General features: G+C 52.3%; 23 protein-coding genes and 1 other RNA gene. 11 read left to right on the forward strand and 13 right to left on the reverse strand.

Annotated features, from left to right (window positions below; genetic code table 11):
- Positions 1–14: 14 nt before the first annotated feature.
- From rimM to ffh, 3 genes are all read right to left on the reverse strand, one after another.
- Positions 15–554 carry a ribosome maturation factor RimM gene (gene rimM, locus LZP96_RS18500; protein WP_064327060.1) on the reverse strand — a complete coding sequence of 180 codons (540 nt, stop codon included), beginning with the start codon at positions 552–554 and terminating at the stop codon, positions 15–17.
- A 15-nt stretch (positions 555–569) separates the two neighbouring features.
- Complete coding sequence (rpsP, locus tag LZP96_RS18505; protein ID WP_064327061.1) at positions 570–818, reverse strand: 30S ribosomal protein S16; 249 nt, start codon at positions 816–818, stop codon at positions 570–572.
- Between the two features lie 269 nt (positions 819–1,087).
- The gene (ffh, locus tag LZP96_RS18510) at positions 1,088–2,449 is read right to left on the reverse strand and encodes a signal recognition particle protein (protein ID WP_064327062.1); all 1,362 of its coding nucleotides are present in this window, start codon (positions 2,447–2,449) and stop codon (positions 1,088–1,090) included.
- Between the two features lie 166 nt (positions 2,450–2,615).
- Here ffh and LZP96_RS18515 point away from each other — a divergent pair, with 166 nt between their 5' ends.
- Both LZP96_RS18515 and LZP96_RS18520 read left to right on the forward strand, forming a co-directional pair.
- Positions 2,616–3,407 carry a cytochrome C assembly family protein gene (locus LZP96_RS18515; protein ID WP_064328173.1) on the forward strand — a complete coding sequence of 264 codons (792 nt, stop codon included), beginning with the start codon at positions 2,616–2,618 and terminating at the stop codon, positions 3,405–3,407.
- A gap of 18 nt (positions 3,408–3,425) precedes the next feature.
- Positions 3,426–4,712, forward strand: coding sequence for an HlyC/CorC family transporter (locus LZP96_RS18520; protein WP_064327063.1), 1,287 nt, complete (start codon positions 3,426–3,428; stop codon positions 4,710–4,712).
- 51 nt (positions 4,713–4,763) lie between these two features.
- On the opposite strand, the gene grpE is transcribed toward LZP96_RS18520, so the two are convergent.
- The gene (gene grpE / locus LZP96_RS18525; RefSeq protein WP_064327064.1) at positions 4,764–5,357 is read right to left on the reverse strand and encodes a nucleotide exchange factor GrpE; all 594 of its coding nucleotides are present in this window, start codon (positions 5,355–5,357) and stop codon (positions 4,764–4,766) included.
- 122 nt (positions 5,358–5,479) lie between these two features.
- On the opposite strand from grpE, the gene nadK reads away from it, so the two are divergent.
- The 3 genes from nadK (at position 5,480) to bamE (ending at position 8,594) form a co-directional block, all read left to right on the forward strand.
- Positions 5,480–6,358, forward strand: a complete 879-nt coding sequence (nadK, locus tag LZP96_RS18530) for an NAD(+) kinase (RefSeq protein WP_064327065.1) — start codon at positions 5,480–5,482, stop codon at positions 6,356–6,358.
- Positions 6,359–6,444: 86 nt separating this feature from the next.
- Positions 6,445–8,106, forward strand: coding sequence for a DNA repair protein RecN (recN, locus tag LZP96_RS18535; RefSeq protein ID WP_064327066.1), 1,662 nt, complete (start codon positions 6,445–6,447; stop codon positions 8,104–8,106).
- A gap of 146 nt (positions 8,107–8,252) precedes the next feature.
- Positions 8,253–8,594: an outer membrane protein assembly factor BamE gene (gene bamE / locus LZP96_RS18540; protein ID WP_064327067.1), complete on the forward strand. Its 342-nt coding sequence runs from the start codon at positions 8,253–8,255 to the stop codon at positions 8,592–8,594.
- Positions 8,595–8,673: 79 nt separating this feature from the next.
- Here the strand turns inward: bamE and LZP96_RS18545 are convergent, their stop codons facing one another.
- Positions 8,674–8,961, reverse strand: a complete 288-nt coding sequence (locus LZP96_RS18545) for an RnfH family protein (protein WP_064327068.1) — start codon at positions 8,959–8,961, stop codon at positions 8,674–8,676.
- Positions 8,951–9,388: a type II toxin-antitoxin system RatA family toxin gene (locus LZP96_RS18550; RefSeq protein WP_258926218.1), complete on the reverse strand. Its 438-nt coding sequence runs from the start codon at positions 9,386–9,388 to the stop codon at positions 8,951–8,953. The genes LZP96_RS18545 and LZP96_RS18550 overlap by 11 nt, the downstream gene beginning before the upstream one ends.
- Positions 9,389–9,550: 162 nt before the next feature.
- Here LZP96_RS18550 and smpB point away from each other — a divergent pair, with 162 nt between their 5' ends.
- Positions 9,551–10,033: an SsrA-binding protein SmpB gene (smpB, locus tag LZP96_RS18555; protein ID WP_064327070.1), complete on the forward strand. Its 483-nt coding sequence runs from the start codon at positions 9,551–9,553 to the stop codon at positions 10,031–10,033.
- 99 nt (positions 10,034–10,132) lie between these two features.
- Positions 10,133–10,496, forward strand: a transfer-messenger RNA (tmRNA) gene (gene ssrA, locus LZP96_RS18560).
- A 532-nt stretch (positions 10,497–11,028) separates the two neighbouring features.
- Here the strand turns inward: ssrA and LZP96_RS18565 are convergent.
- Positions 11,029–12,048: an alpha/beta hydrolase gene (locus LZP96_RS18565; RefSeq protein WP_258926219.1), complete on the reverse strand. Its 1,020-nt coding sequence runs from the start codon at positions 12,046–12,048 to the stop codon at positions 11,029–11,031.
- Positions 12,049–12,198: 150 nt separating this feature from the next.
- Entirely contained in the window at positions 12,199–12,771 is a 573-nt protein-coding gene (locus LZP96_RS18570; protein WP_082904943.1) for a helix-turn-helix domain-containing protein, read from the reverse strand.
- Between the two features lie 850 nt (positions 12,772–13,621).
- On the opposite strand from LZP96_RS18570, the gene LZP96_RS18575 reads away from it, so the two are divergent.
- Entirely contained in the window at positions 13,622–14,236 is a 615-nt protein-coding gene (locus tag LZP96_RS18575; RefSeq protein WP_064327072.1) for a response regulator transcription factor, read from the forward strand.
- A 76-nt stretch (positions 14,237–14,312) separates the two neighbouring features.
- On the opposite strand, the gene LZP96_RS18580 is transcribed toward LZP96_RS18575, so the two are convergent.
- From LZP96_RS18580 to LZP96_RS18600, 5 genes are read right to left on the reverse strand one after another with little or no spacing between them, the layout of a single operon-like run.
- Positions 14,313–19,880, reverse strand: coding sequence for a trifunctional serine/threonine-protein kinase/ATP-binding protein/sensor histidine kinase (locus LZP96_RS18580; protein ID WP_258926220.1), 5,568 nt, complete (start codon positions 19,878–19,880; stop codon positions 14,313–14,315).
- Complete coding sequence (locus LZP96_RS18585) at positions 19,880–20,263, reverse strand: response regulator (RefSeq protein WP_064327074.1); 384 nt, start codon at positions 20,261–20,263, stop codon at positions 19,880–19,882. Before LZP96_RS18585 ends, LZP96_RS18580 begins: the two co-directional genes overlap by 1 nt.
- Positions 20,264–20,306: 43 nt before the next feature.
- A complete protein-coding gene (locus LZP96_RS18590; protein WP_064327075.1) occupies positions 20,307–20,561 on the reverse strand; it encodes a DUF1427 family protein in 255 nt (84 codons plus the stop codon).
- 2 nt (positions 20,562–20,563) lie between these two features.
- Positions 20,564–20,815 (reverse strand): DUF1427 family protein, encoded by a 252-nt coding sequence (locus LZP96_RS18595; protein ID WP_064327076.1) that lies wholly within the window; start codon positions 20,813–20,815, stop codon positions 20,564–20,566.
- Positions 20,816–20,868: 53 nt separating this feature from the next.
- Complete coding sequence (locus tag LZP96_RS18600; protein ID WP_064327077.1) at positions 20,869–21,561, reverse strand: hydrolase; 693 nt, start codon at positions 21,559–21,561, stop codon at positions 20,869–20,871.
- A 324-nt stretch (positions 21,562–21,885) separates the two neighbouring features.
- On the opposite strand from LZP96_RS18600, the gene LZP96_RS18605 reads away from it, so the two are divergent.
- The 3 genes from LZP96_RS18605 to LZP96_RS18615 are packed head-to-tail and all read left to right on the forward strand — an operon-like array spanning position 21,886 to position 25,809.
- The gene (locus LZP96_RS18605) at positions 21,886–23,763 is read left to right on the forward strand and encodes an amidohydrolase (RefSeq protein WP_064327078.1); all 1,878 of its coding nucleotides are present in this window, start codon (positions 21,886–21,888) and stop codon (positions 23,761–23,763) included.
- A 5-nt stretch (positions 23,764–23,768) separates the two neighbouring features.
- Entirely contained in the window at positions 23,769–24,191 is a 423-nt protein-coding gene (locus LZP96_RS18610) for a DoxX family protein (RefSeq protein WP_064327079.1), read from the forward strand.
- Positions 24,178–25,809, forward strand: coding sequence for an MFS transporter (locus LZP96_RS18615; RefSeq protein ID WP_064327080.1), 1,632 nt, complete (start codon positions 24,178–24,180; stop codon positions 25,807–25,809). The genes LZP96_RS18610 and LZP96_RS18615 overlap by 14 nt, the downstream gene beginning before the upstream one ends.
- Positions 25,810–26,039 lie beyond the last annotated feature (230 nt).

A 26,039-nucleotide genomic window follows, 5' to 3' on the forward strand; every position in this document is an offset into this window, starting at 1 on the left:
TTTATCCGGAGAATTTAAAAACCAGGATCCCAATCTACTTCGATCGTGCGAGTAGTGAGATCGACTTTCTTGATAACCTGTCCATCGAGGAACGGAACCAGCCGCTCCTTGATGCCAAATGCATCCTTCAGGTTTGCCTTAATGACGAGAACGTCATTTGACCCGGTTTCCATCATATCAATGACTTTACCCAGGCCATAACCTTCAGTGGTCACTACCTGGCAACCCATAAGGTCTTTCCAGTAGTAGTCACCCTCTGCAAGCAAAGGCAACTGCGACGAATCCACGACAATTTCACAATTAGTCAGTGCATTCGCGGCATCACGATCGTCAACGCCTTTCAGCTTAATGACGATGTCCTGGTTGTGGTGACGCCAGCTTTCCAGCTCGACCGTTTCCCACTTACCGGCTTTCTGGATAAACCAGGGCTGGTAATCAAAAATGCTTTCAGCGTCTTCAGTGGAGGAAAACACTCTGAGCCAACCACGGATACCGTAGCAAGAACCCATTTTTCCCAATACGATCGGTTCAACAGGTGCTTTATTGCTCATCATGACCACCGTGACAGATTAAGCTGCTTTATTTGCTGCTTTGATCAGCGTAGCAACGCGATCGGAAACAGTAGCGCCCTGGCCAACCCAGTGAGCGATACGATCCAGATCCAGACGGGTTTCTTCTTCAGAACCGCTAGCCAGCGGGTTGAAGAAACCAACGCGCTCGATGAAGCGACCGTTGCGTGCATTACGGCTGTCAGTGACAACAACCTGGTAGAACGGACGCTTTTTTGCGCCGTGACGTGCTAAACGAATAGTTACCATAACATCCTCTTGTGTGAATAAAACACTGGGCCCCATCGAGGAACGGAGCCCAGTGTCATATTAAAAGCCCGAAAATTTTACTGATTTCTGGGGAAAATGCAATCAGCATATTGGCGCTGAGCGTCAAACAAGGGATATAAGGCGTATATCGGTGCAGCCAGTTTAGTTCCGGCGTGCGCGCAAAAAGCGGAGCGTACACGGAGTACGTGAGCATTTTGAGCACACCCCGGGACTAAAATGGCAAACAAGATAGCCTTATACCCTTGTTTTTAGCGGCCAGGGAATCCAGGGGGCATCATCCCCTTCATCCCGCGCATCATTTTCGCCATGCCGCCCTTCTTCATTTTCTTCATCATGCGCTGCATGTCGTCGAACTGCTTCAGAAGGCGGTTAACGTCCTGCACCTGCAGACCACAGCCTGCGGCGATACGGCGTTTACGTGAACCTTTGATGATTTCTGGCTTCGCACGTTCTTTCAGCGTCATGGAGTTAATGATCGCCTCCATGCGCACCAGCACTTTGTCATCCATCTGCGATTTTACGTTATCCGGAATCTGGCCCATGCCCGGCAGCTTGCCCATCAGGCTTGCCATGCCGCCCATGTTTTTCATCTGGCGCAGCTGCTCAAGGAAATCGGTCAGATCGAAACCGTCACCTTTTTTCAGCTTCGTCGCCAGCTTCTCGGCCTGCGCACGGTCGACCTTGCTCTCGATATCTTCGATCAGCGACAGTACGTCGCCCATGCCCAGGATACGGGAAGCAATACGATCCGGGTGGAACGGCTCCAGCGCGTCGGTTTTTTCGCCCACGCCGAGGAATTTGATCGGCTTGCCGGTGATATGACGAATAGAGAGTGCCGCACCGCCGCGGGCGTCGCCGTCCACTTTGGTCAGCACCACGCCGGTTAACGGCAGCGCTTCGTTAAACGCTTTCGCGGTATTCGCCGCATCCTGGCCGGTCATGGCGTCAACAACAAACAGCGTCTCTACCGGATTGATAGAGGCATGCACCTGTTTGATCTCATCCATCATCGCTTCGTCTACGTGCAGACGACCCGCGGTATCCACCAGCAGCACGTCGTAGAACTTAAGCTTCGCTTCTTTCAGCGCCGCGTTCACGATGTCGACAGGTTTCTGCGCAACGTCAGACGGGAAGAAGTCCACACCAACCTGCTCGGCCAGGGTTTCAAGTTGTTTAATCGCCGCTGGGCGATAAACGTCGGCCGAAACGACGAGGACTTTCTTTTTGTGCTTTTCGCGCAGGAATTTACCCAGCTTGCCGACGCTGGTGGTCTTACCCGCACCCTGCAGGCCCGCCATCAGTACGACAGCCGGTGGCTGCGCGGCCAGGTTCAGGACCTGGTTTTCTTCGCCCATTGCCGCAACCAGTTCGTTACGGACAATCTTGACGAACTCCTGACCTGGCGTCAGGCTTTTATTCACTTCATGACCTACCGCTTTCTCTTTTACGCGGTTGATAAAGTCACGTACGACGGGCAGCGCCACATCGGCTTCGAGCAACGCCATGCGCACTTCGCGCAGCGTCTCTTTCACATTTTCTTCAGTAAGGCGTCCGCGGCCGCTGATGTTGCGCAGCGTGCGCGACAAACGATCGGTTAAATTATCAAACATTGTCTCTCGCCTGAGGTAGAAACGTTGGGTCGCCATAGCGACACATACAGAGAATTTTGCCGGAGTATAACATGAAGGCGCCTTTGTTGTTATGCAACGGTTGGAGCAGGCGTCACGTAACGTTATACTGCTTCTCTTTCTTAATAAGACAACTGTCGACGCCTATATGCCTGTTTTCGCACTGATCGCCCTTGTTGCCTACTCTGTCAGTCTTGCGCTGATTATTCCTGGCCTGTTGCAAAAAAACAGCGGCTGGCGGCGCATGGCTATTTTGTCGGCGGTGATCGCACTGATAAGCCATGCGTTTGCGCTGGAGTCACGTATTCTTCCCGGAGACGGGAGCGTGCAAAACCTGAGCGTGCTGAACGTCGGCTCGCTGGTCAGCCTGATGATTTGTACGGTGATGACCATTGTCGCCTCGAAAAATCGCGGCTGGCTCCTGTTGCCGATTGTTTATGCTTTCGCGCTCATCAATCTGGCCCTCGCCACCTTCATGCCCAACGAGTTCATTACGCATCTGGAAACCACGCCGGGAATGCTGGTGCATATTGGCCTGTCGCTGTTCTCCTATGCGACCCTGATCATCGCGGCCCTGTACGCCATGCAGCTGGCCTGGATTGATTACCAGCTTAAAAATAAAAAGCTGGTGTTTAATCATGAAATGCCGCCATTGATGGTGATCGAGCGTAAGATGTTTCATATCACCCAGATTGGCGTTGTGCTGCTGACGCTGACGCTCTGTACTGGCCTGTTTTATATGCAGAACCTGTTCAGCGTGGAAAATATCGACAAAGCGATCCTCTCCATCATCGCGTGGTTTGTCTATATTGTCCTGTTGTGGGGCCACTATCAGAAAGGCTGGCGCGGTCGTCGCGTCGTCTGGTTCAACGTTGCGGGCGCGGGTATCCTGACCCTGGCTTATTTCGGTAGCCGCGTCGTCCAGCAGTTCATAAGCTAAGTCATAAAGGAGTTCCCCCTGGAACACATCTCTACCACCACGCTGATCGTCACGCTGGTCATTATGGTGGTTATCTCCGCCTATTTCTCTGGCTCGGAAACCGGCATGATGACGTTGAACCGTTATCGGTTACGTCATCGGGCCAAACAAGGTAACCGGGCTGCCCGTCGCGTTGAAAAGCTGCTTCGTAAGCCTGACCGTCTGATCAGTCTGGTGTTGATTGGCAACAACCTTGTCAATATTCTCGCCTCCGCGCTGGGCACGATTGTCGGGATGCGCCTCTACGGAAACGCGGGCGTGGCCATTGCGACCGGCGTCCTGACGTTTGTGGTGCTGGTTTTTGCCGAAGTGCTGCCAAAAACCATCGCCGCGCTCTATCCTGAAAAAGTCGCCTATCCAAGCAGCTTCTTACTCGGTCCGTTGTTGATCCTTATGCTGCCGCTGGTCTGGCTGCTCAATAAGGTCACGCGCGTGCTGATGCGCATGATGGGCATTAAGGCCGATGTCACCATAAGCAGCGCGCTCAGCAAAGATGAACTGCGCACCATTGTGAATGAATCCCGCTCGCAAATTTCCCGCCGTAATCAGGATATGCTGTTGTCCGTGCTGGATCTGGAAAAAGTCAGCGTCGACGACATCATGGTGCCACGCAATGAAATCGTCGGCATCGACATCAACGACGACTGGAAATCTATCGTCCGCCAGCTGACGCACTCGCCGCATGGACGTATTGTCCTCTATCGTGACTCGCTGGATGACACTATCAGCATGTTGCGCCTGCGTGAGGCGTATCGGCTGATGACCGAGAAAAAAGAGTTCACCAAAGAGGTGATGCTGCGCGCCGCGGATGAAATCTACTACATCCCGGAAGGCACGCCGCTGAGCACGCAGCTGGTCAAATTTCAGCGCAATAAGAAGAAAGTCGGTCTGGTAGTCAATGAGTATGGCGATATTCAGGGCCTGGTGACGGTGGAAGATATTCTGGAAGAGATTGTCGGTGATTTCACAACGTCCATGTCGCCTTCGTTGGCTGAAGAGGTCACGCCACAAAACGACGGAACGGTGCTGATTGACGGTAGCGCCAATATTCGTGAGCTTAACAAAGCCTTCAACTGGCAGCTGCCGGAAGACGAAGCGCGTACGATGAATGGAATGATTCTGGAAGCGCTGGAGGAGATCCCTGCGGCGGGCACGCGGGTACGTATCGGGCAATATGATATTGATATCCTGGACGTACAGGACAATATGATTAAGCAGGTGAAAATCCTGCCCATTAAACCCCTGCGTGAAAGCATCGCAGAGTAACAGCAGGCCGGGTAATGGCTTTCGCCACTACCCGGCATTATGCAGGACGAATCAGGCTTTGGCTTTCGCCACCGTCACCATCGCAGCACGGATAGTACGGCCGTTCAGGGTGTAACCTTTCTGCATCACAGCCAGTACGTTACCCGCTGCAACCTCTTCAGATTCCACCATAGCAATCGCCTGATGGACGTTCGGATCCAGGGCAACATTGGTCTGGGCAATGACTTCGACACCGAATTTGCTCACCACATCCAGCATGGATTTCAGCGTCAGTTCGATACCTTCTACCATTGGGGCCATATCCGGGTTAGCTTTATCAGCCACTTCCAGCGCACGATCCAGACTATCAATCACCGGCAGCAGTTCATTGACGAACTTCTCAAGGGCGAATTTACGCGCCTTATCCACGTCAAGTTCCGTGCGGCGACGCAGGTTATCCATCTCGGCCTTCACACGCAGAACGCTATCGCGCTCGCGATTTTCGGCTTCGGCTAACTGAGCTTCCAGATTCGCAATTTTTTCATCGCGCGGATCCACCTGCTCAGCAGAATCAACCGGCTCGACAGCCTCAATGTCTTCGTGCTGTTCCGTGATAATTTCTTCAGGGGCTTGCCCCTCAGGCGTTTTCTGTTCTTTACTACTCATGAATTTCTCCGCGTTTTTTCTGCATTCATCTCGCTAACTTCGCTTATTATGGGGATCAGTTTCCGGGATTCAAGGGAACAAAGCATAATGTCACCATCATTCGGCACAAGGACCTCCAGAAAATGAATAATCATTTCAAGTGTATTGGGATTGTCGGACATCCACGTCACCCAACGGCGCTGACGACACATGAAATGTTGTATCGCTGGCTGTGCACCAAAGGCTACGAGGTTATGGTTGAGCAGCAAATTGCCCAGGAGCTGCAGCTGCAGAACGTTAAGACGGGCACGCTGGCAGAAATTGGTCAGCAGGCCGATCTGGCGGTGGTGGTTGGCGGTGACGGAAATATGCTGGGTGCCGCACGCACGCTGGCCCGCTACGATATCAAGGTCATCGGCATTAACCGTGGCAATCTCGGTTTTTTGACCGACCTCGACCCGGACAACGCACATCAACAGCTCGCCGACGTGCTGGAAGGACATTACATCAGCGAGAAACGTTTCTTGCTGGAGGCGCAGGTCTGCCAGCAAAATTGCCAAACGCGCATCAGCACCGCCATTAACGAAGTGGTGCTGCATCCGGGCAAAGTTGCGCATATGATTGAATTTGAAGTCTATATCGACGAAGTGTTCGCCTTCTCTCAGCGCTCTGACGGGCTTATTATCTCTACGCCTACCGGCTCAACGGCCTATTCGCTCTCTGCCGGTGGCCCCATCCTGACGCCGTCTCTGGATGCAATCACGCTGGTGCCCATGTTCCCACACACCCTCTCTGCACGCCCGCTGGTGATAAACAGCAGCAGCACGATCCGGTTGCGCTTTTCCCATCGCCGTAGCGACCTTGAAATCAGCTGCGACAGCCAAATCGCCCTGCCCATCCAGGAAGGTGAAGATGTATTAATTCGCCGCTGCGATTACCATCTGAATCTTATCCATCCAAAAGACTACAGCTATTTCAACACATTAAGCTCGAAGCTAGGCTGGTCAAAAAAATTGTTCTAATTTTTCGCTCCAGTACTTTACTGTATAAAAAACCAGTTTATACTGTATGAAAATACAGTTATGGTTTTTCATACAGGAAAACGTTTATGCTGGCACAACTGACCATCAGCAACTTCGCCATTGTTCGTGAACTTGAGATTGATTTTCAGAGCGGAATGACGGCCATCACCGGGGAAACCGGTGCCGGTAAATCTATTGCCATCGATGCGCTCGGTTTGTGCCTTGGCAGCCGTGCAGAAGGCGATATGGTGCGTAACGGCGCAAGTCGCGCCGATCTCTGCGCGCGTTTCTCTTTAAAAGATACCCCCGCGGCCCTGCGCTGGCTTGAAGCGAACCAACTCGAAGATGGACGTGAGTGTTTACTTCGCCGTGTTATCAGCGTTGACGGTCGCTCGCGTGGCTTTATCAACGGCACTGCCGTCCCCCTTTCGCAACTGCGCGAACTGGGCCAGTTGCTGATCCAAATTCACGGTCAGCACGCGCATCAGCAGCTGGTTAAACCTGAACAGCAAAAAAGTCTCCTGGATGGCTATGCAGGTGAGTATGCGCTTACTCAACTGATGGCAGAACATTATCGTCAGTGGCATCAGAGCTGTCGCGAGCTGGCGCAACATCAGCAGCAAAGCCAGGAACGCGCCGCCCGCGCAGAACTGCTGGAATACCAGTTAAAAGAGCTTAATGAGTTCAACCCGCAGCCGGGCGAATTTGAGCAAATAGACGAAGAGTATAAGCGTCTTGCCAACAGCGGCCATCTTCTCTCGACCAGCCAGCAGGCGTTAACTCTGCTTGCCGACGGTGAAGACCTCAACCTGCAAAGTCAGCTCTACACCGTGCGTCAGCAGGTAGCCGAGCTGGCGGGGCTCGACAGCAAACTTTCTGGCGTGTTGGACATGCTGGAAGAAGCCGCTATCCAGATATCCGAAGCGGGCGATGAACTGCGTCACTACTGTGAACGTCTGGATCTCGATCCCAATCGACTGTTTGAGCTGGAGCAGCGCATTTCCCGGCAGATCTCTCTGGCGCGTAAGCATCACATCGCACCGGAAGAAGTACCGGCGTTCCATCAGTCCCTGCTCGACGAACAGCAACAGCTGGACGATCAAGCTGATTCCCAGGAAACGCTATCGCTGGCAGTACAGGTACATCACCAGCAGGCGATGGAAACCGCTAAACAGCTGCATGAAATCCGCCAGCATTACGCCGATGAGCTAAGCCAGCTCATCACCAACAGCATGCACGCGCTGTCTATGCCGCACGGGATTTTCTCTATCGACGTGAAATTTGAAGATAACCATCTCACGGCCGAGGGTGCAGACAAAATCGAATTCCGCGTGACCACCAACCCTGGTCAGCCATTACAGGCGATTTCTAAAGTGGCGTCCGGCGGTGAACTGTCGCGTATTGCCCTGGCTATTCAGGTCATTACGGCCCGTAAAATGGAAACTCCGGCACTGATTTTCGATGAAGTGGATGTGGGCATCAGCGGTCCAACGGCGGCTGTGGTCGGCAAATTGTTGCGCCAGCTGGGCGAATCGACACAGGTTATGTGCGTCACCCATCTTCCTCAAGTGGCGGGTTGCGGGCATCACCATTTCTTCGTCAGTAAAGAAACTGACGGCGAAATGACGGAAACCCATATGCAGACGTTAGACAAGAAAGCCCGTTTGCAGGAGCTGGCGCGCCTGCTGGGCGGTAGTGAAGTCACTCGCAATACCCTGGCTAACGCCAAAGAATTGCTGGCAGCATAAACTTTTCCGGGATCTCAGAGTCATACAGAACAACAAAAATGCCGTTAGGCCTGACCAGAGGTTTCAAAGTGGGGCAAGGTCTATTATCATCGGCATATTACATATGAGCCGCGTTCTGCTCGGGCCCGAAAAGGAATCAAATCATTATGCGCTGTAAAATGCTGACCGCTGCCGCAGCGGTTCTTCTGATGTTGACTGCAGGCTGCTCCACTTTCCAGAAAGTGGTTTACCGTCCTGATATCAACCAGGGGAACTACCTTACTGCTAACGACGTGTCTAAAATCCGTGTCGGTATGACTCAACAGCAGGTTGCCTATGCACTGGGAACCCCGATGATGTCCGATCCATTCGGCACGAATACCTGGTTCTATGTATTCCGCCAGCAGCCGGGCCATGAAAACGTCACCCAGCAGACGCTGACGCTGACCTTTAACAGCAGCGGTGTGTTAACCAATATCGATAACAAACCTGCGCTCACGAAAGAGTAAGGTTTGAGAAATGCGAAAAGGTGCTCAATGAGCACCTTTTTTGTTGGCCATTTCACCCGTTAAGCAGGTCAGTGCGCCATTATTTGGCCGCTTTCTCTGCACGCTGGCGTCGCAGTTCCTTTGGATCGGCAATGAGAGGGCGGTAAATCTCAACGCGATCGCCCTCTTTGACTTGATCGGACAGCTTTACCGGGCGGCTATAAATGCCCACTTTGTTCTTCTGCAGATCAATCTCGCTGCGTAGTTCCAGCAAACCAGAAGCGCGAATAGCCTCTTCGACCGTTGAACCCTCTTCCAGCTTCACTCGCTGCAGATACTGTTTTTCCGGCAGCGCGTACGCCACCTCGACAACGATCTCAGGCAGCACTGTAAACCTCTTTGGCGCGGGTCGTGAACGCCTGCACCATGTTAGAGGCCAGCTCTTTGAAGATGCGGCCAAACGCCAGTTCAATCAGTTTATTCGTGAACTCGAAATCGAGATGAAATTCAATGCGGCACGCATCCGCACTCAGCGGGGTAAATTTCCAGCCGCCCATCAACTTTTTGAACGGGCCATCCACCAGATGCATCAAAATACTTTGATTACTGGTCAACGTATTTCGGGTGGTAAACGTTTTGCTGATCCCCGCTTTAGAGACATCTACAGCAGCAGTCATCTGATTTGGCCCCGCCTCCAGCACCCGGCTACCGGTGCATCCCGGAATAAACTCCGGATAGGCGTTGACGTCATTCACTAACTGATACATTTGTTCCGCGCTGTAGGGGACAAGCGCAGTACGACTAATCTGAGGCATAACATTTCCCATGTTCACACAACCAACAAATACTAACATTTATCCCTTGTTAAAAAAACGCTAAGCCTCATCTCGTGCTAAGATAGCGCGTTAGACCTCACGGGACGCAATCGCAATGAGGTTACTTTTTGAAATCAGATTACCTATGGCTTTACGACACTTATGACGAAGAAAAAAGTACATAAACCTGGCTCGGCAACCATTGCGCTGAACAAGCGTGCCCGCCATGAATATTTCATTGAAGAAGAATTCGAAGCCGGTCTTACGCTACAAGGCTGGGAAGTTAAATCGCTGCGTGCAGGCAAGGCCAACATCAGTGACAGCTACGTGATCCTGATTGACGGCGAAGCCTTCCTCTTCGGCGCAAACTTTACGCCGCTGACCGTTGCCTCATCGCACTACGTCTGCGACCCAACGCGCACGCGTAAATTGCTGCTGAACAAGCGCGAACTCGATTCGTTGTATGGTCGCATCAATCGCGAAGGGTATACCGTTGTGGCACTGTCGCTGTACTGGAAGAACGCCTGGTGTAAAGTCAAAATCGGCGTCGCAAAAGGTAAAAAGCAGCATGATAAACGCTCCGACCTGAAAGATCGTGAATGGCAGCTTGATAAAGCGCGTATCATGAAGCACGCAGGACGTTAATCACTGTTCATCTTTTCAACAAAAGACGCTGATTTAAGAACTTACTGCGACGGACTGGCATCTACACGGGCAGTTCTGGTATACTGAGTTCAACACATTGGGGCTGATTCTGGATTCGACGGGATTTGCGAAACCCAAGGTGCATGCCGAGGGGCGGTTGGCCTCGTAAAAAGCCGCAAAAAAATAGTCGCAAACGACGAAAACTACGCTTTAGCAGCTTAATAACCTGCTAAGAGCCCTCTCTCCCTAGCCTCCGCTCTTAGGACGGGGATCAAGAGAGGTCAAACCCAAAAGAGATCGCGTGGACGTCCTGCCTGGGGCCGAAGCGTTAAAACTAATCAGGCTAGTTCGTTAGTGGCGTGTCTGTCCGCAGCTGGCGTGCGAATGTAAAGACCAGACTAAGCATGTAGTACCGAGGATGTAGGAATTTCGGACGCGGGTTCAACTCCCGCCAGCTCCACCAAAATTCTTGGTTGATGGTCACCAGAGCCTGATACGAAGTCCTGAAAGCCCGCACGGCGCAAGCCCTGCGGGCTTTTTTGTGCTCTCAATTTATCCCGCTAAACCTGAAACTCACTCATCAAATTCAGGCCCTACCGTTCCGTCGATCCTTCTTTTTCGCTTCAGCTGCAAGAAGGTGTTATGTAAACGTGCCGGCTGCACAATTTCCGGGACGACTCATATTACCCTGTCCCCCAATAACTCAACCTACAACAGCCAATCATGGTATGTGTGTTGATTACCCCGGCCTCAGTGAGGCCCTACCTGCTTTAAGGAAAATAACGCTTCGTAATCAGGCTAATGGACAATTCAGGGCCGTAGAGAACAGCTAAAGGCAGGATGGAGAAAACTAACAGAAAATAAACCTGAGTTCGTGAAACAACCGAACCCAGGTTAAAAGCCGCACGTGGTGAACTGGTCCGCTAAAAGCGTCCAGTCACGGACAGGGGCTTAAAGAGCGACAAGTACGTCAGTGAGGGTCATATTCCGTGCCATTACTGCAGGTGCGTTTTCAGTTCATCAGAAGCTTGCTGCAAGGCGGTGCGCACGGTCGGTTCCTGGCTCAACGCATTCAGAAGGCCATAATCGTGGATCATGCCATTGTAACGGGTAACGGTAACCGGAACGCCGGCGGCATCCAGCTTACGGCCAAATGCTTCACCTTCATCGCGAAGGACGTCCAGTTCAGCAGTCTGGATCAGCGTAGGAGGCAAACCTTTCAACTGAGCAGTAGTGGCACGTAATGGCGAAGCCAGAATATTGTTGCGATCCTGTTCGGATGTGGTGTAGCTATCCCAGAACCATTTCATCATGTTTTTAGTCAGGAAATGATTTTCCGCAAACTGATTGTAAGATGCATTAGTAAAGTGTGCATCGGTAACCGGCCACAGCATAACGTTGTAACGAATCGCGGGAGTATGGTTACGTAACGCCTGCAGCGCCACGGATACAACCATATTCCCCCCCACGCTATTACCTGCCAGCGCCAGGCGCTTACCGTCCACACCAATCTCATCACCATGTTCAGCAACCCACTTCGTTGCTTCATAGGCCTGAGTAATGGCTACCGGGAAGTGCGCCTCCGGAGAAGGGGTGTAGTTCACAAACACCGCCGCGGCACCAGATTCATTTACCAGGTCGCGCACCAGACGTTCGTGCGTCTGGAAATCACCTAATACCCAGCCGCCGCCGTGGAAAAACATGAATACTGGCAAGGTTCCGCTCTGCTTTTCAGGTTTTACGATAGTCAGCGTCAGAGGTTTGCCGAGCACGGTAATCACTTTTTCAGAAACCGTGGCTGGGGGTAATTTTGCGCCTTTCTGCGCGCCGATAAGGACGTTACGTGCATCAGTTACAGAGAGCTGCTCGATTGGTTTTCCGCCGCCGCTATTCAGCACCTGCAAAAATGCGTCCACGCCTTTTGTTGGCGCTGGCGTATTCTCAGTTGTCCCTGCAAATGCTGTGCTCATCTGAGCGGCAAGTATTACCGCCACGGCGCTAATTTTAAAGTTCATATCTTTCCCCTGTAATAAAACTGTTCATTCGTCACCCTTTTATTGGGTGTGTTATCCCGTAGATAAAACACAATGCGGTTTCATTACTACAAGCTGGCACTGGGCATGATGCTTAACGCTTTACGCCCAAAAACAGGATGCGGTGCATCTTTATTTGCAAATCAATAATTCAAGTGCGTTCATTAACCATCGATCATTCAGTGAGAAATTTTGTCTAATATAACCCGGCGTATAGTTTGTAAATGTTCTGATGGTCCGGGTGAATGAGACCTGACAGTTAAATCCATTTTCAATGGCAATATCCAGTAAAGGCTTTTCACTGTGAATTAAAGCGTACACAACGTTAATTACTCTTCGGGTACGAATAAACTCATAGACGCTAAAGCCCGTCATTTGATTAAACGTGCGTTGTAGATGCCATGTTGAATATCCACTCTTTCGTGAAATATCCTGTACACACAAAGAAGATCCAAGGTGACACTCAATCCAGACAATCATCTCCTGAATGACGGCAAACATTCTGCCACTACGCACGCCTAACCGGGCAGAGGAACGCGTCCTGAGCACCACCTCAGTACCTATTGCTTCGTTGAGTGGAACATATAATTGCAGCATTATACGTTCGTCATTCTTACTCATCCTCAACTGCGGTAAGTGCGCCATTTTCTTCGCAGAGACCTTTTTGCGGCCTGTCGGAACAGAATAATGAGCGATTTGCGACATGTTTAATCCTTCACAATGATTCAGCTACGTACGCACAGATGCCGCTATCCTTACCTGTCGGGTGAGCCTGACCTGATGTTTCGCCCTACTGGCCTCTTTCAGCCACAGCGTTCAGCAGACAAGCTGATGGCAACAGTGTGGGGCTAGAAAGCGTGACGGTGTTTTATCAAACACTACGGCCCACGTTTTATTATCGTGTAATATCCGCCACGCGAGCGATACCTTCCCGTGTATGTTTGCTAAACACGCTGAAATATGCCGTTTGGCCAGAAGTTGTCTGGGTCATAGCCCTGACCATGAAAAACAATATTTTTTCGCGAGATTTTAGAAACACATTAACGATGTTTGTATGCCCATAATTATCAAGAAAAACCGTAGGAAAATGAAGTATACAAAAGGATAGTTATACCAGGGGATAGTTATACAAAAATATAATTGAAATTCTTCAACGCACGTATACCGATGCCAGGATACTGCAGTAATATTTAATTTTAGATAAGCATTTCATATTTCCGTTAATGTAAGAATAACGAATTTTTATCGATTTATAAGCTTAATAACCCCCCCCTTTTTCGCATGACCTGCATATCCCGAAATTCTCTATACACCTGTATTTAACAAGGATAATATCAAAGCCCTGATGATTATCCACATAAAACGTGCGCTTAATAAGGGTGTTTATCGACCAAAATCTCATCACTTTCATTTAATCGAAAGAAAATACGTTTCTCTTCTGCTGGATACTCTGCACGCTGCTTTTCTTACCTGAAACTATATTTCAAACAAGGGTCTGATAGGTTATATTGAGGTGCCTGTATAAGTAAAACTCGCACGGTCATAATGGGTCAATATGAATAAAAAAGTTTATATCGTGGATGATGATCAATCCGTTATTTCTGCACTAAAAAATCTTCTCAGCTCAGAAGACTATCTTATAGAAGCGTTCACATCGCCCGCTGAGTTTATGAACTTACAGAGTTACAGTTTGCCCAGTTGCCTGATCGTTGACCTGAACATGCCGGGTTTTAACGGATTTGAAGTGGCGTCGGCACTCAATGAGCGCGGCTATTCCATCCCCACTATCTTTTTGACAGGGCATGGCACGATCCCGGTCTCTGTGAAAGCCATGAAAGCCGGCGCTTTTGAGTTCCTCACGAAACCCGTTCTTCCTGACGACCTGATGAATAGCGTATCTGACGCACTCAGCGTTTCTGAAAAGAACGCCGTACAGTCTCAAGAAAAACAAACGCTTACCACGAGAATGCACTCATTGACGCCGCGGGAAAAGGAGCTTATGCACCTTATTATCCGTGGGTTACTGAACAAGCAGATCGCCTCTGAGATGGAAATCAGTGAGATCACGGCAAAAGTGCACAAGCGTCGCGTACTGGACAAAATGAAAGTACGGTCGGTGCCAGAACTCATCAGAGCCGCGGAAAAACTCGGCATCCTGCACGAAAATTAACGTCCCTGTCTGGCGCCAGGCGCAACCAGACAGAGCGGTTCCCCTCTCGTTCATACCCTACTGCGGGCGTGTGGCGTCACGTTTGAGATTCACGCATTACCGGAAGCGTAAACCAGAACAGACTTCCCCCTTCTGGCCGGTTCTCTGCGCTTAACAGCCCGCCATGCCGTTTGATAATTGCATGGCTTATCGTGAGTCCCATCCCCATACCCTCAGCCTTGGTCGTATAGAATGAGTCGAAGATTTTATCGATAACCTCTTCTGAAAGCCCGGTCCCGCTGTCCGCAACGTCGATTCTGATGAGATCGCTCGAAGGGTTATATGATGATATTTTCAATATCCTGGGCCCTGTATTGTCCCCCATCGCCTCAATCGCGTTAATCGCCAGGTTCAGCAAGACCTGCTGAATTTGCACATTCTGACCCAGGATTGTCTCATTCTGGGCCGCCAGATTAAGCTCAAGAGACACCGCCCGACGTTCCAGTTCCAGCCGCGACAGCGTGATAATTTCACGTGTGATCGTATGAAGACTTGCAGGGACGAACTCGGATGTTTGATTGCGCGTAAGCGCCTGCAGGCCGCGTATAATTTCGCCAGCGCGACGCCCTTCGTGGATGATCTCATCAAGGCTCTTCACCACCTGCTCCAGGTGAACAGGATCGCGTTTCAACCAGCGCTGACTTGCACCAGCATTCGCAACAATTGACATCAGCGGCTGGTTTATTTCATGCGCAATCGAGGAGGACAGCTGACCAACGGTAATCGCTCGTGAAACCCGCGCGAGCTCTAACTGGGCAATCCGGACGGCATCTTCAGCGTGGCGCTGCGTGGTAATATCGGTAAGCGTACCGAAGTATTCAGCCACTTCTGGCCAGTTCTCATTAGGCTCGCCAATGCCTTTGATATAACGGCATTCACCGTCATCCCGAATGATACGGAACTCGGCCTGCATAACCCCCCCTCGACTCACGCTGGTGTTAATTAATTCACGCAGAGAGTGAATATCATCCGGGTGGACGCGTCGCTGGAATTCGGCCATCGAGGTGGTGGTCTGCTCTTCTGGCAGACCCATAATACGTTTATATTCGTCCGTGATGTACTGGATATCAGGCTCGACATGCCAGTGCCAGGTGCCCGTATTGCTGATTTTTTCTCCCAGAATAAGAGAAGTCTGGCTGGCACGAAGCTGCTTTTCAATTTTTCTTCGCTGGTTGTTTTCATCTACCAGTTCAGCATACAGGCGGGCAGTTTCGAGTGAGACCGCAGCCTGGGCTCCGAGCATTGAAACAATTCTGGAGTGATCGGCGGTAAAGACATCAGGCATCAGCCGGTTTTCCAGGTACAGCACGCCTACCATCTCCGCCTGCCTGAACATGGGAACGCACATCACGGCCGCTCCTGAAGCCACCAGATAATTATCCTGGCTGAAAGGGCTGAATGCTTCTGGTTTGCCGGTACGAATTTCTTTACCTGTTCTGATGACGGCCGACAGAATCGAAAGCGGAAGATCGGATGCCGTTGGCACTTCCTTCACGATCCTCACCTTTACGCCATCAATCGTTGTCGACGCCTTTGCCTGAATCTCAGGAACGACGCCATCAATCAACCGGATTAACATGCAGTGTTGCGCGCCCGCACGCTCCACGAGCATCATCATCAGGATATGGATGAGTCGATCGAGGTTAATTTCTTCGGTGAGGGCACGCATGACCGTCACCATGCTTTGCAGATCGCTTATCACTGCGCTCTGTTCAAAGGAGACGGTATTCAGTGCTGTTTGCGGTGAATGGCTCGCCAGCGCCGGATACTGAATCTCCAGTTGCAGTACTCTGGCGCCCGCCCCCCAGCGATCCCAGGCTGCAATCGCCCCTTTGATATAGCCTTCAGAGGCAAAGGGCATATTTCTGGAGAGAGCCATGCGCGCAGCCAGCTCACAGGCAAGGGCGTTGATATGATGGAACTGGCCCTCACGGGATAACATAATGGCCCTTTCATAACATTCTGACGCCTGGGCCGTGTCCCCCTCCAGACGCAAAAGCTCCGCACGCAACAACGCCTCTTTGTCAGCGAAGGTTTTGGCATTCTCAGTGGACCAGATGGCTATTTTGTCGAGATGCCCCTTCAGCTGCTGGCGCAGCGATTCGGTCATGGTTCCGCTACCTAGCGGCACCGTGCGGGAAAGCGCGCTATAAAGATGGAAATCGAGCATATGCACGTGCCCCGGGATAAACCGGGTAAAGGGTTCAGCCTCCGTGAACCAACGTTCAGCTGCAGCATATTCGTTCGCAAAGAAGTGGGCCATCCCCTTATAAAGCCGTGCCCAGAACTGCATCAGATTCATCGGCTCTACCGCTTTGTCGGGCTTAACGATCTCGATGGCCGATGGGAGGAAATGGTCTCCGGAAAACGACGCACCGCGGCTTTTGCGTAAAAAGGAGACAAATTCCTGCTGAATACTCAGGATAATCTCAACGTCACGGTACTGCGCTTTTCGTACAAACTGCATACCGCGAGTGATGGCAGTGTGTACGGCTTCCAGGTGGTCTCCCCTGGCAAGATAGTTCATGATGATATGCCGCAGAGCCAGGCAGGCCGAGGTCCGATCCCCCGTTTCAACAGCAACATCAAACGTGGTTTTCGCCCGCTCAATGGCATAGGTCAGCGGCATCGTCCAGACGCTAACCTGATCCAGTGGCATGAGCGTGCGGGCCTTAAAGCTGACAAAATCATGCTTATACACTAACTCGCGTGCCAGCAGTGCACTGGCGAAGCCGCGGCTGTATTCATCATATTGATCGCCACAAACCACTCCATACCATGACAACGCCAGCGTCGAAGCCCCGCTCATCCCGTGCGCCATGGTCAGATGCAGCAGCTTACACAGAATCATGAAATGGAGACGAGGGTTTATAAATGCAGCGAAGGTGCTGGCACTGGCCAGCAAATTCATGATGGCCGCCGTTTTTTTACAGGTCACCAGTGGCAGCGATCTGAAGCGGGTATAGGGATTTTTACCGACAGCTTCTTTCAGCGCGATCCGTGCTTCATCGCACTCTGCCTGGACAGGATTGAGGCTCAGCTTTATATCAAAGACAGCCAACCAGCCCAGGGCCGTTTCCAGTGCCAGATAACTATCAGACTGGCGCAGATGAATTTCGGCGATCAGGCATGCAGCCTCAGCTTTATCCGTCATCTCGCCAGGTAAAGCATGAATTCTGTTACTCAACTCAAGCGCAGCGGGCAGATTACCGTTGAGAAACTCGCACTCGGCTTCTTCCTGCAGGAACTCAAGGCTTTCTTCATACCCCGCGTTGCGGTGGATTGACCGGGCGACCGTCAGATAACGCAGCGCCGACACGTAATCGCCGGTGATTTTCGCCCGCTGGGCTGTTTTCAGCATGAGTTGACACATTTCATGCGCATCGTGCGTCAGACATGACAGATCTTTCAGCGAGAGCAGATGATGTGCAGCCCTGAAAAGCAGCGCATTGGTGCTCTCCAGGCGGGACTGACGCCTGTAATACTGAAGCGCCGCATAGTGGAAGTTGTCCCAATCTTTATCGTCCAAAAGACTCAGCGCAGCCTCATGCATACTGTCATGCATGAACGTATATTCTGTTCCATTCAGCGTGACCATTCTGGCTGTCAAAGCGGGCAGAAGCGTAAGCTCAATCTCGTTCAGGGGCATACTGAGGATGCTGCCCACGGTATCCAGCTCTCCCCGGCTCCCGTGAGACGCTAATTTGCCCAGGAGTTTCCGTGTAGGGAGCGGCAACGTGGATAAATGGTGTAACACACTTGCAGCCACATTTTCCGTGTAGTGTCGTTTTTTAAGGGCGTGCGAATCATACGTGCATTTAAAAGGGGTATTGTGCGTAATCAGACCGTCGCGAACGGCCTGTCTGAAAAACTCATGGGTCGCGCGCGGATTGCCATCGGTTTTTTCATGGATGATTTCGGCCATTTCCGCCGCTTCCTGGTGGCGACTATGCAAAAGCCCCGCAAGCCAGTCCGCAATATTTTTTACAGAGAGAGGTTCAGGCGTTATATCCGTAATGCGCATAGCACATGCGCGAATCTGATTAATGTTGGCATCAATCATTGGACAGGGTAACGACTCGCTGTCCCGGTGTGTGATCACAAGTAAGAGCGGAATGTCTTCGCTTACGGTGAGCAAATTTTGCAGCAGAAGCAAGGTGGCCCGATCGGCCCAGTGGACATCATCGATCAAAATCACCAGGGGGCGGCCCGGCGCCGTAAAGGCTTTCACCAGGCTGCATGCCACCAGATTGAGTCGATCGCGCGCATCCAGGGAGTGCGAGTGGGTCTGTACTGACGCCTTTTGACCCAGCAATACGCCAAGCTCCGGCACCAGGTTCACCGCCAGCCCAACGTATTCTCCGAGCAGGTTGGTGATATGCGCTTTCCAGCGCATCATCTCTTCTGCTGGCAAGCCCAGCACGTGCAGGGTCAGCGTTCTGAACGCAGCGGTAAAGACGGCGTACGGGAGAACAGGCGCGTACTGATCCGCTTTCACGACCGTAATTAACGCATTCTTATTAATAATCAGCTTTAAGGAGGACGCGATAAGGGAGGATTTACCCGAGCCCGGTGAACCGCTTATCGCCACCAGACTGTGCTTGCCGCTGAGGCTGACATCATCCAACGCCGACAGGATATCCCGGGCCTGAGGATGCTCGGTAAAAAGGATATCGGGTGAGAAGGCGGAAGGTTGCGAATCCTGCTGCCCAAGTGCAAAGGGCTCAATCAGCCCGTCCGACCCCAGCGTTGAAGCACAACGATAAAGATCCGCCAGCAAACCCTCGACGGTTTGATAGCGATACTCCGGTGATTTTGCTAGCAGCCGCAAAATAATCGACGATAAAATAAGCGGCACATCCTGGCGAATCATATGCGGAGGTAAGGCTTCGGACGCTATATGGTGATGCACCCATTCCGCGTGCCCTCCCTCGACGCAGCCATAAGGTAAGCGCCCCGTTAACAATTCATAAAGCACAATACCCAGGCTATATAAATCACTGACTTTATCAACCGGATGGGTAGAGCGATAAGTATGTTCCGGGGACATATAAGCCAGTGTCCCCCCGGAAACCGGAAGGCTGGGCTGCTGCAGGAGATCGTTTTGAACAAAAGAGAGCCCAAATCCCCCAAGGCGAACGTTTCCCTCATCGCTAAAAAAGAAATTTGCAGGCTTGATGTCACCGTGCACCAGACCATTCTGGTGCACCATGCTTAAGGTTCCGCAGAGTTTTGCTGCACAACTGAGAAATTCGGAAAGGGTACCGGGAGGCATGCACAGCACATCGGCCAGAGTACGGTACGTAAAGGGCCGGTAAACCAGCGCATAACGCCCCTGATAATAGGTATAGCGTTGAGGCGGTATGGACCAGTTCTCGGAGAGTTTCGCCCGGTGGCTAAATTCGTTTTTGAGTAGTCTGGTCACATGAAATATCGACTCTTCATTGCCGGCAGTCGCCAGCACAAAGGTTTCACCGGTCGTGCCATGATGACAAAAAAACCAGTCGATACTGCCCTCCTGCGCCAGAAGGTTGAAGCTAATTTCCTCTGACAGGTCGATCTGCGCATTCTCAGTTGTGTTCAAAACTTCCGGAATCGTACTCATTAAGGGGCAGCCTTTGAGGAAAACTCATCGCGAATATATTCAAATAATGTGTCAATTTCGATGGGCTTCGGCATAAAAGCAATGGCACCCAGATCAAGAGCCTGTTGCAACATCCCCTCCTCTCCGTCGCCGGAAATAATAATACCCGGCGGATTTTCAAGCCGCCGGGTAAGATTGACGAAAAGCTCAAAACCATTCATGCCTTTTAACTGCACATCAATGATAAAAAGCGCGGCTTTTGCCATCGCTGCTTCATCACACAGAAGAGATTCCGCCGACTCAAAAGCGTCGGTCAGATAGCCTTCAGACTGGAGCAGGTTGGTTAGACCATTGCGGACAGAACGTTCATCATCGACGACGACAATGCGCTGCGTCAGCTGCATGCTATTTTCCTTAAATTTTCAAAATCTTATATAAGGCGCTGACTCAGGAGGTTTTGTCACCGGAGGGCGGCGGGGTGTCCCCGATGTTATGTTTATACTCATGACGGAACCAGTGAAGATTAACAGGCTCGCGTTTAATGATTTTTTTAATCAGGGGGATAGCGTGCTCACCCATCTGCATTCCAGCCAGACCCACTAAAGCAACGATCGGGGGGGCGGGCGAGTTAACGTCAAGGAGCGCATAGATAAGCCCAGCCAGAATACCGACAAAGAGCGAAACAGAATAGGTTTTTAACATATTCAACCCGCCTGTTCTGGGGTAGAGGGGGTTGATAGCGCGCGCGTTTTTACCGCAACCTGCGTGTGTACGTTGTCTTGTATCCAGGCCGTCGACTCGCTGTGGAATAATTTTCCGCCCAACGCACTGCCAATAACCATGCCCAGCAGGCCGATGAGGGCTACCGCTGGTGGAGCCGGAGACTGAACTTTTAGCAGTGCATACACCACGCCAATCAGTGCACCCGCGCCAAGAGAAATCATTAAAGGACTCACAGGTCCTCCTTATCGAATTGGCTGGCCCGTTGAGGGCCAGCCAGTCTCACGTATTAGCGAACCGGAGCAGGAACCGGTGCCAGAGTTTTGTGCTCGCTCTTCTGGCGAGAAGGTGCTTTGTGAACCATGGTGTAGGCATAGTCAACGCCGATGCCATAAGCACCTGAGTGCTCTTTAGCGATGTTCATTACGGCGTCGTAGGTATCACGGTGAGCCCAGTCACGCTGCCACTCCAGCATAACCTGCTGCCAGGTTACCGGGATCACGCCCGCCTGGATCATACGCTGCATGGCATAGTCATGCGCTTCTTTGGTCGTGCCGCCAGAGGCATCAGCAACCATGTAGATTTCGTAATCGCCTTCCAGCATGGCGCACAGGGCAAAGGTGTTGTTACACACTTCGGTCCACAGCCCGGAAACCACCACTTTTTTCTTACCGTTCGCTTTCAGGGCATCACGCACTTTCTGATCGTCCCATGAGTTCATGGAAGTACGTTCCAGGATATCCTGGCCCGGGAAGACATCCAGCAGTTCCGGGAAGGTGTTACCGGAGAAGCTTTCAGTCTCAACGGTGGTCAGTACGGTTGGAATGTTGAACACTTTCGCCGCTTTAGCCAGTGCGACCACGTTGTTTTTCAGCACCTGGCGGTCAATTGACTGTACGCCAAAAGCCATTTGCGGCTGCTGGTCGATGAAGATGATCTGGCAGTTATGCGGCGTTAATACTTCAAGTTTGCTATTGGTCATGAATGTGCCCATTGAGGTAAAAGTGACGGAACTCCGCGAATTTAACGACGCAGGCTGACAGCGCCTCTTTTGGCTATGAGACGTGACGGCTTACCCCGCAATTGCGGTGAGTGACTGTGTTGGGCTCAGTGTAGGAAGCTTTCTTTTTTCGGAATAGTATCTTTAGGTATACTATACGATGGTATACCTATCCCTTTGTATAACTGGATCTTTCCCAGTCCTGCCGATCATAATCCCGTCATCCCAATATCCTGTCAGTACGGCAGTCATTTCTCAGTCCGCGGTTCCTGTTCCCGCTTCGGACAACTCATTTCAGGAGCTTTTATGGTTACCCTCGGTAAAGCCGATATCATTCTTATTAATGGGCAATTTCATACCGTCGATCGCGAAAACCCTGTAGCCGCCGCCGTCGCCATTCGCGACGGTAAATTCCTTGAAGTCGGCACGCAGGCAGAAGTGATGGAACATCACTGCGAAGGAACGAAAGTGATTGACCTGAAAGGTCATACAGCGGTGCCCGGCCTCAACGATTCTCACCTGCATTTAATCCGCGGCGGTCTGAACTACAACCTGGAATTACGCTGGGAAGGCGTCCCCTCCGTTGCCGATGCGCTGCGTATGCTAAAAGAACAGGCGCTTCGCACGCCAAACCCACAGTGGGTACGCGTGGTTGGCGGCTGGACCGAGTTCCAGTTTGCCGAACGCCGTATGCCTACGCTGGATGAGATCAACGAAGCGGCACCGGATACGCCAGTCTTTGTTCTTCACCTGTATGACCGCGCCCTGCTCAACCGTGCGGCGCTGAAGGTGGTCGGCTACACCAAAGATACCCCTAACCCACCGGGCGGCGAGATTCAGCGTGATGCTAACGGCAACCCAACCGGTATGCTGATTGCTCGTCCGAATGCCATGATTCTGTACGCCACGCTGGCGAAAGGCCCGACATTACCGCTTGAGCAGCAGGTTAACTCCACGCGTCAGTTCATGCGTGAACTCAATCGCCTGGGCCTGACCAGCGCCATTGATGCAGGCGGCGGTTTCCAGAACTACCCGGAAGATTATGAGGTCATCGCGGAGCTGCATCAGAAGGAGCAGATGACGGTTCGTATTGCCTACAACCTCTTCACCCAGCGCCCGGGCCATGAGCTGGAAGATTTTGAGAAATGGACCGATATGCTTGTTCCGGGCCAGGGCAGCGATTACTTCCGTCACAACGGCGCGGGCGAAATGCTGGTCTTCTCCGCAGCCGATTTTGAAGACTTCCTTGAGCCACGTCCGGATCTGGCGCCAGGTATGGAGGATGAACTCGAGCGTGTCGTTCGTCATCTCGTTGAATGGCGCTGGCCGTTCCGCCTGCACGCCACTTATGACGAGTCGATCAGCCGTATGCTGGACGTCTTCGAGAAGGTCAACCGCGATATACCGTTTAACGGCCTGCACTGGTTCTTCGATCACGCAGAAACCATTACCCAGCGTAACATCGACCGTATTAAGGAACTGGGCGGCGGTATTGCGGTGCAGCACCGTATGGCCTTCCAGGGCGAATACTTTGCCGAGCGTTACGGTATTGAAGCCACTCGTCATACCCCACCCGTTGCTCGCATGCTGGAAACGGGCGTCCCGGTCGGTCTGGGCACCGATGCAACCCGCGTGGCCAGCTATAACCCCTGGACAGCACTCTACTGGCTGGTCTCCGGCCGTACCGTTGGCGGTATGCAGATGTATGACGTCAACGCACGTCTGGACCGTGAAACTGCACTGATGCTTTGGACGCAAGGAAGTGCCTGGTTCTCAAGCGAGCAAGGTAAAAAAGGCCAGATCAAAGTGGGCCAGCTCGCGGATATGGCCGTGCTGAGTAAGGATTATTTCCGCGTTCCGGAAGAGGAAATCAAAGGCATTGAGTCAGTGTTGACCGTCGTGGACGGGAAAATTGTTTATGCCGCCGGATCGTTCAGCAGCGAAGCGCCCCCTTCCATTCCCGTTCTGCCTGAATGGTCACCGGTGGTCAAGGTTCCTGGACACTACCGTAGCGCACCGCCCAGCGCAGCGACCCGCACAGGCATGAAGCAGATGCCACATCAGTGTAGCGGCCCTTGCGGCGTACACAGCCATTCGCATGACATTGCGCGCGGCGCCAATCTCCCCGTATCCGAGGAGAACGCCTTCTGGGGCGCACTCGGCTGCAGCTGCTTCGCGTTTTGATAATCATGAAGCCTTTATTCTCTCAGCCGCCTCGCATTAATGCGGGGCTGTTCTTCCTGCGCCTGACGGGCTGCCTGTTACTGCTACACGTACACGGCCTCCCTAAGGTGTTTCATTTCAGCGAAGAACTGACGCGTATCGAAGATCCCTTCGGCCTTGGACCCTGGATGAGCCTCCTTCCGGCTATATTCGCCGAAGTCATCTGCCCGATTTTCATCCTGGCGGGCATCTTCACGCGCCTTGCCTGTCTGCCCATCGTTGGCGTGCTGCTCGTTGCCATGGTGTTTGTCCATCCTGACTGGAGTATTGCAGAAGGCCAATTTGGCTGGCTGCTGCTGATAATCTTTACCACACTGGCGCTTACCGGTCCGGGCGAGTGGCGCATCCACCTCCGTAACAGTAAAGAGGAACCTCATGGGGCAGATTAACGACGCACATACTGTGACGGAGAAAGAGGCGGCCGCCCTGTCAGCGCCAACCGCGACATCGCCGTGGCAGCCGCTGAGTCAACCCGTGTTCCGCATGCTCTGGATCGCAACGGTAGTGTCGAATATCGGCACCTGGATGAACGACGTGGGGGTCAACTGGACCATGCTAACGCTCAGCGCCGATCCGCTGAACGTTGCGCTGGTTCAGGCTGCAAGCAGCCTACCGATGTTCCTGTTTGCCCTGCCCTCCGGCGTACTGGCTGATATCATTGACCGGCGTAAATACCTGCTCTTTTCGCAGCTCTGGGTATTTATCGCCGCTTCCGGGTTAACGCTGCTCTCCTTTACGGGGCATCTCACGCCAGCCGTGCTTCTTATTGCAGCCTTCCTGATGAGCGCGGGAGCCGCGATGAGTTCGCCGCCTTTCCAGGCGATTGTTCCCGACCTGGTAAGCAAAGAAGAGCTGGGTCCGGCTATTGCGCTGAACTCGTTAGGCATCAACATCAGTCGGGCTATTGGCCCGGCGCTGGGCGGTTTGATCCTGTCGTTTGCAGGCCCCTGGATGGTGTTTATGCTGAATGCGCTGTCGGTTCTGGGCGTGGTCTGGGTACTGTATCGCTGGAAAGAGGCCCCCACTTTACAGCGCCTGCCGCCGGAGCACTTCTTTGCGGCCGTTCGTGCCGGTCTGCGCTACGTTCACGCCGCACCGGTGCTGCGTAACGTATTAGTTCGCACCGTCGCGTTCTTTGTCTTTGGTAGCGCCGGCTGGGCCTTGTTGCCGCTTGTCGCGCGGCGTGAGCTCGGTTTAGGACCCGGCGGTTATGGCATCATGCTGGCCTGCATTGGCATGGGCGCAATCTGCGGCGCGGTATTGCTACCGCGTCTGCGTAAGCGCTTAAATGCCGATCGGTTGATGGTGCTGGCCAGCCTGATGTTTGCGCTCACCCTGCTGGCACTGGCCTTTGTTCGACACTTCTGGCTGCTCAACGCATTTGAGTTTTTCACCGGCTTTGCCTGGATTGCGGTGCTGTCTACGCTCAATCTTGGCGCGCAACGCAGTGCGGCCAGATGGGTCAAAGCGCGTGCTCTGGCGGTCTATCTGACGGTGTTCTTTGGCTCAATGACCGTTGGCAGTGCGATTTGGGGACAGCTGGCCTCTCATTTCGGCATCGCGGTGTCTCTCTGTGTCGCCACGCTTGGCATGGTGCTCGGCAGTGTCACCGTACTGCGCTGGCGTCTTGACCAGGATCCGGATCTCAATCTGGATCTCAGTGACGTCACTGAGCCGATACCGGCGCTGGATATTCATCATGATCGTGGTCCGGTTCGCGTCAGTTATGAGTATCGTATTCAGCAGTCGGATGCCCGGGCTTTTATGATCTGTATGCAGGATATGCGACGCGTCCGCCGCCGGGGCGGAGGCAGCAGCTGGGCGGTGTATGAAGATATCCTCCAACCGGGTATTTTTGTTGAGACTTTCGTCGTGGGTTCATGGATGGAGCATTTGCGTCAGCTGGAGCGCTACACCATGAATGACAGAAAGATCCAGACGCGCGTGCAAGCCTTTCATCAGGCTGAACAAATGCCAATAGCCCGTTATCTTGTCGCGCCAGAATGAGCCTGGTTAACGTTTCTGTCTGAGCTGCGGCATTTCGCCGCCATCTCTCAACGGCACATTTTTATTCTGAGAAACAAACTTGACCGGCTTCATCGCCGGTCTTTTTTTGCCATAAATACAGAGCCATTATTCCTCTTATTCGCCGCATGTACGGGTACTTCTCGATTTACGCCCTGGTCAATCCGCCACACCGCGAATTCTTCTGTACAGCAGAAGAAAACCTGCAACTG

Origin of the sequence: Huaxiibacter chinensis (assembly GCF_022171985.1) — a bacterium.
Classification (GTDB): Bacteria; Pseudomonadota; Gammaproteobacteria; order Enterobacterales; family Enterobacteriaceae; genus Enterobacter; species Enterobacter chinensis_A.

Bases quoted from the DNA above. Each gene is read 5' to 3' on its own strand.
- rimM (WP_064327060.1), bottom strand. From the start codon at position 554: ATGATGAGCAATAAAGCACCTGTTGAACCGATCGTATTGGGAAAAATG.
- rpsP (WP_064327061.1), bottom strand. From the start codon at position 818: ATGGTAACTATTCGTTTAGCACGTCACGGCGCAAAAAAGCGTCCGTTC.
- ffh (WP_064327062.1), bottom strand. From the start codon at position 2,449: ATGTTTGATAATTTAACCGATCGTTTGTCGCGCACGCTGCGCAACATC.
- LZP96_RS18515 (WP_064328173.1), top strand. From the start codon at position 2,616: ATGCCTGTTTTCGCACTGATCGCCCTTGTTGCCTACTCTGTCAGTCTT.
- grpE (WP_064327064.1), bottom strand. From the start codon at position 5,357: ATGAGTAGTAAAGAACAGAAAACGCCTGAGGGGCAAGCCCCTGAAGAA.
- nadK (WP_064327065.1), top strand. From the start codon at position 5,480: ATGAATAATCATTTCAAGTGTATTGGGATTGTCGGACATCCACGTCAC.
- recN (WP_064327066.1), top strand. From the start codon at position 6,445: ATGCTGGCACAACTGACCATCAGCAACTTCGCCATTGTTCGTGAACTT.
- bamE (WP_064327067.1), top strand. From the start codon at position 8,253: ATGCGCTGTAAAATGCTGACCGCTGCCGCAGCGGTTCTTCTGATGTTG.
- LZP96_RS18550 (WP_258926218.1), bottom strand. From the start codon at position 9,388: ATGCCTCAGATTAGTCGTACTGCGCTTGTCCCCTACAGCGCGGAACAA.
- smpB (WP_064327070.1), top strand. From the start codon at position 9,551: ATGACGAAGAAAAAAGTACATAAACCTGGCTCGGCAACCATTGCGCTG.
- LZP96_RS18565 (WP_258926219.1), bottom strand. From the start codon at position 12,048: ATGAACTTTAAAATTAGCGCCGTGGCGGTAATACTTGCCGCTCAGATG.
- LZP96_RS18570 (WP_082904943.1), bottom strand. From the start codon at position 12,771: ATGTCGCAAATCGCTCATTATTCTGTTCCGACAGGCCGCAAAAAGGTC.
- LZP96_RS18575 (WP_064327072.1), top strand. From the start codon at position 13,622: ATGAATAAAAAAGTTTATATCGTGGATGATGATCAATCCGTTATTTCT.
- LZP96_RS18580 (WP_258926220.1), bottom strand. From the start codon at position 19,880: ATGAGTACGATTCCGGAAGTTTTGAACACAACTGAGAATGCGCAGATC.
- LZP96_RS18585 (WP_064327074.1), bottom strand. From the start codon at position 20,263: ATGCAGCTGACGCAGCGCATTGTCGTCGTCGATGATGAACGTTCTGTC.
- LZP96_RS18590 (WP_064327075.1), bottom strand. From the start codon at position 20,561: ATGTTAAAAACCTATTCTGTTTCGCTCTTTGTCGGTATTCTGGCTGGG.
- LZP96_RS18600 (WP_064327077.1), bottom strand. From the start codon at position 21,561: ATGACCAATAGCAAACTTGAAGTATTAACGCCGCATAACTGCCAGATC.
- LZP96_RS18605 (WP_064327078.1), top strand. From the start codon at position 21,886: ATGGTTACCCTCGGTAAAGCCGATATCATTCTTATTAATGGGCAATTT.
- LZP96_RS18610 (WP_064327079.1), top strand. From the start codon at position 23,769: ATGAAGCCTTTATTCTCTCAGCCGCCTCGCATTAATGCGGGGCTGTTC.
- LZP96_RS18615 (WP_064327080.1), top strand. From the start codon at position 24,178: ATGGGGCAGATTAACGACGCACATACTGTGACGGAGAAAGAGGCGGCC.